Source organism: Maribellus sp. CM-23 (assembly GCF_021354595.1).
In the GTDB taxonomy this organism is placed as follows: domain Bacteria; phylum Bacteroidota; class Bacteroidia; order Bacteroidales; family Prolixibacteraceae; genus Draconibacterium.
Window position 1 is genome coordinate 1,110,888 of the sequence record NZ_JADWYJ010000001.1, and the last position, 12,457, is coordinate 1,123,344.

Annotated in this window: 8 protein-coding genes; 5 read left to right on the forward strand and 3 right to left on the reverse strand. The window is 43.6% G+C overall.

Translation table 11 applies throughout. The features are described 5' to 3' along the window. Nucleotides 1–124 precede the first annotated feature (124 nt). Together INQ51_RS04345 and INQ51_RS04350 are read right to left on the reverse strand one after the other, a co-directional pair. Nucleotides 125–2,596, reverse strand: a complete 2,472-nt coding sequence (locus INQ51_RS04345) for a T9SS type A sorting domain-containing protein (protein ID WP_233376658.1) — start codon at nt 2,594–2,596, stop codon at nt 125–127. Nucleotides 2,597–2,862: 266 nt separating this feature from the next. Next, a complete protein-coding gene (locus INQ51_RS04350; RefSeq protein ID WP_233376659.1) occupies nt 2,863–5,301 on the reverse strand; it encodes a T9SS type A sorting domain-containing protein in 2,439 nt (812 codons plus the stop codon). A gap of 627 nt (nt 5,302–5,928) precedes the next feature. On the opposite strand from INQ51_RS04350, the gene INQ51_RS04355 reads away from it, so the two are divergent. Together INQ51_RS04355 and INQ51_RS04360 are read left to right on the forward strand one after the other, a co-directional pair. Next, nucleotides 5,929–7,389 carry a glycoside hydrolase family 32 protein gene (locus tag INQ51_RS04355; RefSeq protein ID WP_233376660.1) on the forward strand — a complete coding sequence of 487 codons (1,461 nt, stop codon included), beginning with the start codon at nt 5,929–5,931 and terminating at the stop codon, nt 7,387–7,389. Nucleotides 7,390–7,451: 62 nt separating this feature from the next. Further along, nucleotides 7,452–7,931, forward strand: a complete 480-nt coding sequence (locus tag INQ51_RS04360) for a thioredoxin family protein (RefSeq protein WP_233376661.1) — start codon at nt 7,452–7,454, stop codon at nt 7,929–7,931. Nucleotides 7,932–8,007: 76 nt separating this feature from the next. On the opposite strand, the gene pepE is transcribed toward INQ51_RS04360, so the two are convergent. After that, nucleotides 8,008–8,715, reverse strand: coding sequence for a dipeptidase PepE (gene pepE, locus INQ51_RS04365; protein ID WP_233376662.1), 708 nt, complete (start codon nt 8,713–8,715; stop codon nt 8,008–8,010). Nucleotides 8,716–8,973: 258 nt separating this feature from the next. On the opposite strand from pepE, the gene INQ51_RS22595 reads away from it, so the two are divergent. The 3 genes from INQ51_RS22595 (at nt 8,974) to rseP (ending at nt 12,454) form a co-directional block, all read left to right on the forward strand. Then, entirely contained in the window at nt 8,974–9,825 is an 852-nt protein-coding gene (locus tag INQ51_RS22595; protein ID WP_233376663.1) for a M23 family metallopeptidase, read from the forward strand. Between the two features lie 121 nt (nt 9,826–9,946). Further along, nucleotides 9,947–11,101: a 1-deoxy-D-xylulose-5-phosphate reductoisomerase gene (locus INQ51_RS04375; protein WP_233376664.1), complete on the forward strand. Its 1,155-nt coding sequence runs from the start codon at nt 9,947–9,949 to the stop codon at nt 11,099–11,101. Between the two features lie 15 nt (nt 11,102–11,116). After that, the gene (gene rseP / locus INQ51_RS04380; protein ID WP_233376665.1) at nt 11,117–12,454 is read left to right on the forward strand and encodes an RIP metalloprotease RseP; all 1,338 of its coding nucleotides are present in this window, start codon (nt 11,117–11,119) and stop codon (nt 12,452–12,454) included. Nucleotides 12,455–12,457 lie beyond the last annotated feature (3 nt).

The following is a 12,457-nucleotide window of genomic DNA, read 5'->3' on the forward strand; positions in this document are numbered from 1 at the left end:
AAAAGCTATTGTTAAAATTTGTCTGCATCATCTAAATTTTGTGTCAACAAATATAGGCATATATTTTTAAAATGAAATCCCCGCTTCCATTTTGCTTAAAAATAATAAGAACAATACCGAAAAGTTAGTTTTTAATTAACTTTCTGGAAAGCACCGGTTTTCCGTTTTCACTCACTCTCAACAGGAACATTCCACTCGCCTGATCACTTAAATCCACAGACCGGGTGTACTGTCCCCAAACGTTTTCAGCAACACCGGAATAAACATTTCGTCCGAACAAATCGAACACATCAACCTGCACACTTTTCAGTGATTGATCGGGATAAATTTCAATTTTAAATTCACCTGAAAAAGGATTGGGGTACACATTTACTTGACCAGGCGACAATGCGGTTACGGGTGCAGAAACCGGCTGTTGAATTCGCAGATTATCAATTACCCACCCCCATCCGTTGGCATACGGATCGGAATACAGCCTGAATCGAACGAGAATCGTATCTCCTGCCTGAAAGCTCCCATTTTCCAGCAACGAAATCTCATGATTTACAAACCACTCCTTAGTTCCTACCGCCTGCGACACCTGATTAATAATGCTTTCACCATACTCGGCTAACCAAGTAGCATTAGCGCTTGCGTCGTAACCATCAGCCAACTCAACCCAGGTTTTCCCAAAATCTTTGCTACCTTCCACAATTACATAATCCCAGAAAGAATCGCCGCCGTAACTACCTGTACCGGGCTCCACCAGCACCACTTCATCAAACCACATCGCTCCATCCTCTTTTAAAATGATGGGATGTTTTAACAAGGTAGTGAAGTTGTACTCTTCGTTATCCTCATTGGGACTGGGATATGGATGCGGACTATGTAAAGCTCCGTTTGAAAAATTTAAGGCGGTATAAATATCAAAGTCGGTTAGCAAAAAGTCTGCATTTTTCGTACTGAAGTCGTTTTCATAATACGCTACCGGGGCAAAAACCTGTTCCACCTTAAATTCCAGTCGTCCTTCCGGCGGGTAAACCGTTTCATTTTTCGCAACTGAAGCATCTCTTGCCACAATCTCATAAGCAATTACATCTCCATCACTCAATGTCTCCGGGTTGACACCAAAAACGCCGGCATAAGTAGTACCTTCGCCAAGCGTCAACCCAAACGAAGTCTGCGGCACTCCGTTGACTGAGTAATTGACAAAAACGGTATCAAGCCCCAGGTTGTCATCCACATTGGCCTGAATTGCCAGCGGTTCCCCTATGTTCAGAAAATATTCTATCGGAGCATGAGTGATTACCGGAGCTTCCGTATCCGGACCAAAAGCCACATTATGAACCGACTTTGGCGCATTCCAGGGCGAAGTCCTTACCCTGCCTTTTTCATCAGATGTGACAACGTAGTACTGAAGGCTTTCGGTACCCTGATCTATCGCAAGACTGGCTCTAAATTCATTGGCATTGCCCGTTGATGTTAGTGGAAGGGTATCCTGATGACTGGAAAAGCCATCGGTAGAATATACCACAAAGGATGCATCTTCCGGCACATTGTAATAACTATCTATTGTTATCAAAAAATCAAGTGGAGCTACCTGCTCCTTATCTTTTACCGGTCGGTGGTGCAAGATCAGGTTGGTCCAACCAATGTCTTCCATAATGCCACGGGCCAGTGGTCCCGGATCGTGATTCGCCTCACCCGGCGCAATCGCGTGTGTCATTAAAGCATTGGCGGTTCCCGTTCTGTAAGTATTATCATTCAGGTGATACACACTTGATCCACCATCAAAATCATCAGGAGCATACAACCTTGGGCGGACACCGGTTCCGGAACTTCTGGCTACCGGACTATTGGAATACAGTGTTCCTGAAACAAGTGCATTTTTTAGACCAACCGAGGCATTGTCGAAAAAGTCTGTATCCACCAACTGCTTCCCCGAAACCTCCTCCACCAATGCATCAAAAGAGGTATAATCTCCCATTTCATCGTAGCCGTATCCCCCAAGACTCCCATCTACAAAGAAAAAGCCTGTAAACCCGAGGCCATGCCCAATTTCATGGAGGACTACAGTAACAAAATCGTAGGCATCTATTGGCGTATCCCCATCAATTCCGTAATACCAGTCTATTTCACTGCTAAACTGAGCTTTGATCTCAAACCTGCCAGTTCCGTTTAGCTCTTTTTTTGCCAGTTTTTCGGCAATTGCCACCGGGTAATAATAATCCGGGAAGGGCGCATTTTCGAAACCAGCATAGTAAGTTTCAGGTCCGCAACTTGCTAAAACATTTGGGTCGAGACTTGCCCACTCGACAAATAGCCTGATCGGCACTTCCGATTCAATGATGCTTTCCCAAATACCGACAGCATGCTCAAAAGCAACCTTTACCGAGTCAGGAAAGCCATCGTAGGTAACAATAATATCACATTTTGGCTCAGATGATTTTAATAAGAATTCGACAGGCGGAGGCACGAAAGATTTTTCAGCTTTACCCGAGGCTTTGCACACCGGACACGGAATATTAACTCCCTTGGGAATACTCCTCAACTGGCCCGAAACCACCGATATCATCCCCATCAATAATCCCAGAAAGAGAGCAAGTCTTATCATCATCTCAAAGTATTTGTTACATAACTTTTTGTGCGCACAAAAGTTCGAAAATTGGTAGAAAAAACAAACTTTTTCTATCAGAAATCCACGACAAAAAATGCCGGAATGAACATTCCGGCATCTCCTAATTTAAGGTCGTAATACCAATCATCTAATATTCTAACCTTTGCGCTTTTTTCTTTGATACTAATCGAAGTAAAACTACCGTTGAGGTTATAAAACCAATCACTGCTGCAACAAATGCAATTAATAGTAAACTTTTCATGATATTAATTTTTAATGATTTTTTGATTGACTGTTAGTGTTTGATTATCCGTAATGCTTGCCAGGTAAACACCCGGAGCAACATTGGGCAGGTCTATTTTTATGCGTTGGTTGTAATTAGACAAGCGTGTTTCGCGGTAAACGGTTTTGCCACTCAGATCCCTTACTATTACATCCAGATCAGCTCCTTCCGTTTCAAGACCGTCGATATAAATGCTGTTTTGAAAAGGGTTCGGATAAATATTCACGTCTTCTTCCGCCAAAATGTCTTCGACATCGGTTGTTATGCTTTGTATCGCAAGGTTGTCGATTGCCCAACCCCAACCAGTTACAGCAACATCAGATGCCAACCGGAAACGAAATACGACAGTATCTCCTGCTTCAAACGGCGTGTTATCGGTCAGGTTTATACGCTGGCGCAAGAACATGTTTTCGGCACCGCTGGCTTCCGAAACCGTACTCTTTAGCGCATTGGTAAAATGCGACGCCCAAAGTTCATCAGCACCTGAATCGTAACCATCGATAAGTGGCAACCAACTTTTGCCGTTGTTTTTGCTGCCTTCAATAATCACATAATCCCAAAACTTGTCTTCCGTATAAATGGTTCCGGCTTCACCGGGCTCAACCAGTACTACCTCGTCAAAACTCATTTCACCGTCTTGTTCAATAATAATCGGGTATTTTAACTGGGCAATCAGGTTGTATTTTTGATTTTCCAGGCTCGACTCAGGGTAAGGATTTATCGTATGTAAGTTTCCTGAAGAGAAACCAGTAGGACGATTTACTTCAAAATCAGAGAATTTAAAATCGTCGGTAACATTATCAAAATTGGTAACATAACCGCGTACCGGTTTCTGTGCCTCGGAAACACCAACCGAGTAATAACCCGTAGCTGGCAGATATTTCTTGTTACCGCGGGCAGTGGCATCAAGCGCTAAAACACGGTACTCAATGTCGTCGTTCTCCGTTAAACCGTTGGGCAAAACTAGTTCACCATTGTAGGTATCCTGGCCTTCCAATGCCAATGTAAATGGTTCCTGGGCTGCACCGTTTATTTTGTACTCAACCTGAACAGATTTAATTCCTACATTGTCGGTGGCAGTCGCACTCAACCCCAGAACAGGATTGGCATTTGACACCATTTTGGAAGGATTGTGTTTCAACGTGGGCGGATAATAATCATCACCGATGGTGAATTTATATTTTCTTTCAGGAGCTCTGTCCGGACAGGTAAAAACCATCTGCCCCGTTGTAGCTGCTGAATAGTAATAATATATTTTTCCTTTTCTGTTATCTAACTGAACTTCTCCTTCAAATTTCTTTGTTGACTTGTTATACTTCAGCAAAAGAAAACTTGATGTGACAAAATTATCGCTTGAATAGAAAAACTTAACAGAGGAGCTATCAATCTTTAATTCACTGCTTACCTCTACCGAAACCGGAAGCGTTTCACAAACTTCTTCAAAGTCTTTAATGACCAAACCATCGACCGTGGCCGATTTCCATCCAAACTCAGCCAAAATACTCAGTGTTTTGTCTCCGGGGTAATGAATTGCCTCCCCTTTAAAAATATAAGGACTCATCAATGCATTTGCATCGCCTTTACTAAAACCGCTTTCGTTGTAATGATAAATACTGGTTCCGTTGTTCCAGCTGCTTGGAGCATAAACGTTTTCGCGATCCGCACCATCGTTTCCTTTTATTTTCAACTGGCCCGAAAGCAATGCATTTTTCAACTGGGTCGAAGGAATATCGAAATGAGAATGATCGCACAGCGACAACCCGTTGTTGTAGATGTACAGGTCGTAAATACTGGGAAGATGACCGTTATTATCCAGCGTTCCAATGCCATTGCTCACATCGAAAAAGCCAGCAAAGCCCAGGCCGTGAACAATCTCATGCAATGCAACAGTTACAAAATCGTACTGTGCCCCCGGACCATCACCATCTGTTCCGAAATACCAGTCGATTTTATTGTTGAATGTACACACGATATCCGGTTCAGAGCCATTCAGTTCCGAACCTGAAAGTTTTTCAGCCAAAGCAACCGGATAATAAACATCTGACAAACGGGCTCCCGTGAAGTTTTTGTAAAACGACGACGGAGAACTTTGTGCCAGCACGTTAGTGCCCATTGATGACCATTCAGCCCGCACCTTCACCGGAATGTCGGAAGATATCAGGTTTTCGTAAATGGAAAGCACGTATAAAAATGCAGGTTTTGCATTTTCCGGGAAGTTCACGAACTCTACCTGAAAATCGGATTTAGACACTGATCCCGATTTGAGGTTTAACTCAGCGGGAGGTGTAAATGATTTTCTAATTTCTTCTGAAGCGATGTTTACCGGTGCGTTTACCGTGGTAATTCTTTCCGGTTTCTGCTTCTGTGCCCAGACATTGCAAGCGCCAGCAATTGCCAGGACGGTGATTAAAAAGCGTCTCATTACTACTTAAATTAGGTTTGTACTTCAAGCCTAATCAAGTTTTGATAAAGCTAGCTTACAGTTAGCCCTCAAACTGCACAATAAAGACCATATACGAATCGTCCTGAATTACCGGGTTTGTATTGTAATTCAGTGGGTTTGTGAACTCGAATCTGCCTCTTGCACAATTCTACTTCCAACTAAAGCAAGGAACAAAAAGTTTCAAACGTCGAAACTTTTCTGAGTGGATCAACCTGGATTTAACAGTTAAGCTTCATCTCGACTTAATCAGGATCTGTATCGCACTCACAAATTTCAAACGTCTTCGGTTGAAACGTTAATTCTTGCCGAGTCATAAAAACACACTCCGAACCATGAAACTGCTTACCCGGTTTAAGCGCAAAGATTAAAAAAATGAACCGGTGGGTTTGTAAAACAGTTGCACGTCAAAACATGCCACATAACTCTTGAAAGCGAAAATAAAAGCTCTTGATTTTAATTTGATGATTGTCTGAAAATCAAAAGCGTCAGCCAAAGAACGGTTTTACATTTATGGGTTTGTGGAGGTAAATGTAGGAATTATTTTGATGAATGCAAATTTTTTTTCATAAGTTTAGCGAAACAAAGAAAACAGCAATTGAAAATTTTATGAACTTTTTATCAACAGCCTTACTTTCTATTACTGTGCTCCTTAGCCTTCCGAAAGACAAAAACGACAAAGAAATCTATAAAGAAGACTACCGCCCGCAATACCATTTTACGCCGGAAAAGAACTGGATGAACGATCCGAACGGACTGGTGTATTACGATGGCGAATACCATCTTTTTTACCAGCACAACCCCAAAGGAAACGAATGGGGATACATGCACTGGGGGCATGCCATCAGTACAGACCTCGTTCACTGGCAAAATCACCCGATCGCCTTGTATCCCGACAACAACTCGGAGGACAAAGTAGAATGCACGGCCTATTCCGGTTCGGCCATTGTGGATGAAAAAAACCTGTTGGGCAAACAACAGGGCGACACCAAAACGCTAATTGCATTTTATACCAGCCAGCACTGCGGGCAACGCATTGCTTACAGTACCGACAAGGGCCGCAACTGGGAGAAATACGAAAACAACCCCATTATTGCCGTGGATGCAAAAGACGATGCACGCGATCCCAAGGTAATCTGGCACGAGCCAAGCCAAAAATGGGTGATGGCACTTTACCGGAAATCTACGGAGAACGACAATTCAAAAGGAGTTTCATTTTACAGCTCCGACAACCTGGTTGACTGGGAATGGAAGAGCCACATTCATGGTTTTTATGAATGCCCCGACCTGGTTAAATTCAAAGTAGAAAACCGCCCCAACGAAACAGTGTGGGCACTTTTTGACGGAGACGGATCCTACCTTTTGGGAAATTTTGACGGAGAAGCATTCACCCCTATTTCGGGAAAAATGAAAAGTGATTGGGGAAAAAACTACTATGCCACGCAAACCTGGAGCAACATTCCGGCTTCAGACGGAAGAACCATTCAGATTGCCTGGATGAGAGGTGGCGAATACCCCGATATGCCTTTTAACGGACAAATGACTTTCCCAAGCGAACTGAGCGTTCGTCATTTCCCTTCCGGCTATAAGCTTATCCGCAAGCCCATCCGCGAAATTGAAACCATCCAGAAAAAAATACTGGAAATAGAGGACAAGAATGTTATTCCCGGCATAAACGACAACAAGGTAAAAAAAGCATCTGGCGACTGTCTGCGAATTGTGGGTGAGTTCGACCTGAAAACATCCGACAACTTTGGATTCATGGTAAGGAACAGTGCGAAAAAACCCGGCACCGAAATTCTTTACAATGTAAAACGCGGAACGCTTTCGGTAATGGGCATTACCATTCCACTACCTCCGGTCGACAACAAAATCCAACTCGACATCCTGCTCGATCGCGCATCCATAGAAGTATTTGCAAACGACGGGCAAACAGTGGTATCCAATTGTTTCACCCCCGATCTGAAATCAAACGGACTCGTTCTGTTTACCAATGGCGGCGAACTGGGCATCGACAAACTGGATATTTACGAGATTAAGTCTGTTTGGGACAATAAAGACAAGAAATAACACAAGCTGTGTTCCGCATTGGAACTGGCTTTCAGCATAGAAAAACCGTTATTCAATTTATCATGAAAAATATTCTTTTCATTGCCATTTTCCTGATGAGCCTAAGCGGCACGCAAGCACAGGAAAAAATCTACAACCCTGAAGCAAATGCAAAAGAAGACATTAAAGCGGCAGTAAAAGCTGCGGCTGAATCGGGCAAGCACGTTTTCCTGCAGATTGGAGGGAACTGGTGCCCGTGGTGTATTAAATTTCATCGTTTTACAGAAGCCGACGCAGAGATAAACGATTTTATTCAGAGAAATTTTGTGGTGGCAAAAGTGAACTACGACCCAAAAAATAAGAATGAAGAAGTGCTTGCCGGGCTAGGATACCCACAGCGTTTCGGATTTCCGGTGTTTGTTGTTTTAGATGGCAAAGGAAACCGGATTCACACCCAAAATTCAGCTTTCCTTGAAAAAGACAAAGATTACGACCGCGACAAGGTACTGCGTTTCTTTAAAAACTGGTCGCCCGCAGCGCTTGATCCGGCAAACTACCAATAGAAAATACAGACAATATTGCACAAAAAAGCTCCGGTTAGATAAACTAGCCGGAGCTTTTCATTATTCTAAACGTAATTTACTTCATTAAGAAACCAAAATCATCGCCTGCTTTCAATTCAACAGGCTCCTGCCCTTTTTTGAAAATACGACACGGTCTTTCGCCGATCAGCTCCAGTTGATCATTTTCGAGCTTAAACATCGTTCCTTCGCGCAAGCCGGCGACATAACATCTCGGATTTACTTCAATAAATTCCTGGATGCGCTGCTCGCGCGTTTCACCTCCATGTCCTTCAGGGTTGGCATCCAAATAATGAGGATTGATCTGGAAAGGAATTAAACCAGCGCACTCAAATCCCAGCGGGTCAACAATCGGCATATCATTCGTGGTTCTTAGCGTCGGGCAGGCCACGTTCGAGCCCGCACTCCAACCAATGTAAGGAGTATCGTTAAAAGCCTTTTCACGGATGGGATTCAGCAATTTATTTTCGCGTAACATCCGCACCAGCTGCCAGGTATTTCCTCCCCCAACAACAATGGCTTCGGCTTGCTGGATTGCTTTTACCGGATCGGCGAAAGTATGAATCCCCACCACATGGTGACCGATTTCGGCAAATCGAGACTCTACTTTTTCACAATATTCATCAAAAGAAAAAGTAACCGCTGCATAAGGAATAAACACCGCCGTAACAGGCTTTTCTCCTAAAAACTTCTTTATTTCATTTTTGGGATAATCCAGGTATGCTTCACCCGGCATTGTTGAATTACTAATCAATAATAGTTTCATCGTTTTCTATTCTCCAAATTGTGTGATTCGACATAAAAAGAAGAAAATACAGTATCTCACTGACCGTCAATCAAAGTCACTGACTCGTCTTCTCTATTGAAATGCAAGTAGCGAAAAAACCCGGATTCATGCAATGATAATTGTTTGGTTTCGTCAACACCACTCACCAAAGCGCCAATTGTTTTAAATCTTAAAAAACATAAACGGCGGGGGCTATTTCTTATTTCTTGCTAAATTTGTAAGCTTAAATAAATCAGGGTGGAAGAAAAAAAGAAATTTTATTCGAAACTAAAGAACCAGTACCGTTTAATCATCTACAACGATACCACATTTCAATCGGTATGGAGCATGAAACTTTCGCGGCTGAAAGTTTTTACTGCCACCAGCTTAATGTCGGCAATTATTGTTGTTTTGGTGATTTTGCTGATTGCAACTACCGGGCTGCGCGAATACATTCCGGGCTACCCCAAGGCCGAATACCGCCAGATGCTGATCAGAAGTGCACTGAAAGTAGATTCGCTGGAAACCGAACTGGCCAAACGCGACCGCTTTTTTAAAGGAATACAAACCATTATGTCGGGCGAAGTTCCGGAAGACGATCATATTATGGAAGCCGAATCACGCTCGTCAGAAGTAGAGTTTCAGCAATACAACCACGATTCAATTTTTCAGGATGAACTACTGGCTGAACAACTAAGCCTGTCGTTGCAGCCAGAAAATGATGACAAAACAGACATAAGCCGCATGCACTTTTTTGTTCCGGTTAAAGGAGTGGTTACCGAGCATTTCAATTCGTCGTCCGATCATTTTGGGATCGATCTGGTTAGCGAAGCCAATGCCCGAATCTCGTCGGTACTGAACGGAACCGTTATTTTTTCGGGCTGGACATTGAAAACCGGATATTCGATTTATGTTCAGCACGAAGGAAACCTGGTTTCGGTGTACAAACACAATTCGGAATTGCTTAAGAACGAAGGCGACCAGGTGAGTGCAGGCGAAGCCATTGCCATTATTGGAAATACGGGAGAGCTTTCAACCGGGCCGCATCTTCATTTTGAACTATGGCACGACGGCAAAGCCCTGAATCCCGAACATTACATTGATTTTTAGAAAGAAAAAGCATGGAACAATTACTTGTCTGCCGCTTCGCGGATCTCCTGCAAGGACCGATATGCCATGCAAACAATTCGTCCAACGACGGATTAACAGTGAAAATTAGAAATATTTACAGATGAAGAAACGAGTCGCTATTTTAGGATCAACCGGCTCCATAGGAACGCAATCTCTCGAAGTAATTGCTCAAAACCCCGAGCTCTTTGAAGTGGAGGTGCTAACGGCCAACAACAATGTTGACCTGCTAATTCAGCAAGCCAAAGCATTCCAACCCAATGTGGTGGTAATTGCCAACAAAGAGAAATACCAACTGGTTTCGGAGGCACTAAAATCGGAAGACATAAAAGTGTATGCCGGCAACGAAGCACTGGCGCAGGTGGTTGAAATGGACACCATCGACCTGGTGTTGACCGCCATGGTCGGTTATTCAGGCCTGCTGCCCACATACAATGCCGTAAAAGCCGGAAAACACATTGCGCTGGCGAACAAAGAAACGCTGGTGGTGGCCGGTGAAATTATCACCAAAGCAGCCCTCGAAAAGAACGTTGACCTGCTGCCGGTAGATTCGGAACATTCCGCCATCTTTCAGTGCCTGGTAGGCGAATTTATGAACCCGGTGGAGAAAATTTACCTCACCTGTTCGGGAGGCCCTTTCCGCGGGAAAACATTGCAGGAACTTGAACACGTGACTGTAGACGATGCGCTGGCACACCCCAACTGGGACATGGGCGCCAAAATCACCATCGACTCGGCCACCCTGATGAACAAAGGCTTTGAAGTAATTGAGGCCCGTTGGTTGTTTGGGCTTCCGGCCTCCAAAATTGATGTGATCGTTCATCCCCAATCCATCATTCACTCCGTTGTGCAGTTCGAAGACGGGTCGATGAAAGCCCAAATGGGAGTGCCGGACATGAAACTCCCGATCCAGTATGCCATGGGATTTCCCAAGCGGATAAAAAACAAATTCCCGCGCTTCAACTTCCTTGATTACCCAAGTCTTAACTTTGAACAGCCTAATACAAAAATTTTTCGTAACCTTGCACTCGCATTCGAAGCCTTGGATAAAGGGGGAAATATGCCCTGTATTTTAAACGCAGCCAACGAAGTAGTTGTGCAGGCGTTTCTAAATAAAAAAATCAGGTTTCTGCAAATTCCGGAGATCATTGAAGCAGCCATGAACCAAGTGGCTTTTATTGAAAAACCCGGATTGGAAGACTTAATTGAAACCGACAACGAAACAAGAACAGTAACAGAGTTGTTAACTGGAAACTGAAATTAAAAAACTGGAATGGAATCGATATTAATTAAAACTACACAGCTTCTTTTAAGCCTTTCTATTTTAGTGGTTCTGCACGAGGCAGGGCACTTTATGTTTGCGCGGTTATTCAAAACACGCGTCGAAAAATTTTACTTGTTTTTTGATCCCTGGTTTTCACTTTTCAAAGTAAAAAAAGGCGAAACCGAATACGGAATTGGCTGGTTGCCTTTAGGCGGCTATGTTAAAATCTCCGGAATGATTGACGAATCGATGGACAAGGAAGCGATGCAACAACCGCCGCAGCCCTGGGAATTCAGATCAAAACCTGCCTGGCAACGATTGTTGATTATGCTGGGAGGTGTTTTAATGAACTTTATTTTTGCTTTTGTCATCTACATTGGCGTGCTCTACATTTGGGGCGAAGAATACCTGCCTACCGAAAATGTGAAGTACGGAATTGTGGTGAACGAAACCGGTGAAAAAATAGGTTTCAAAACCGGCGATAAAATTCTTACTGTCGACAATCACTACATCGAGGAGTTTCACAAAATCGTCCCCACCATTGTTCTGGATGAAGCCAAAACCGTACAGGTTGAACGCGACGGGCAAAAGATAGACGTTGAAATTTCGGGCGAAGACATGGCCCTGATGTTAAAAAGCAAAGGAATCTGGACCATACGCGATCCCTACGACATCAAAATCGGAAAGTTGGCCAAAGGTTATCCGGCAGCAGAGGCAGGTCTTCAGGAGAACGATGTTTTGGGCGCTGTTGATGGAAACTCGTTTGAGTTTTACGATCAGTTCAGCAATTACCTGGCGTCTAAAAAGAACTCGGAAATATCTTTGGAAATCACCCGCGACGGCCAGAAAATAACCAAAACGGTGAAGGTTAACGAAGAAGGAAAACTGGGCTTTAACCCTACATTTAACAACCCCGACATATTTGAGTGGAAAACACTGAAATACGGTTTTCTTGAATCCATCCCGGCAGGAATAGACCGTGGTGTTCAAACGACCATCAATTATCTGAAACAGTTCAAACTGATCTTCAACAAAGAAACAAAGGGATATGAGTCGCTCGGAGGATTTGCCACCATCGGTAATATTTTCGCTCCCACCTGGAACTGGGCACACTTCTGGGATATGACGGCATTTATCTCGATCATTCTGGCCATTATGAACCTGCTGCCGATACCGGCACTCGACGGTGGCCACGTAATGTTCCTGTTCGGAGAAATCATTACCGGAAGAAAACCGGGCGAGAAGTTTTTGGAGTATGCCCAGATTACCGGGATGATATTATTGCTGGCATTGGTACTTTATGCAAATGCCAACGATATAATTAAGATGATTAACGGAACATTTTAGCAA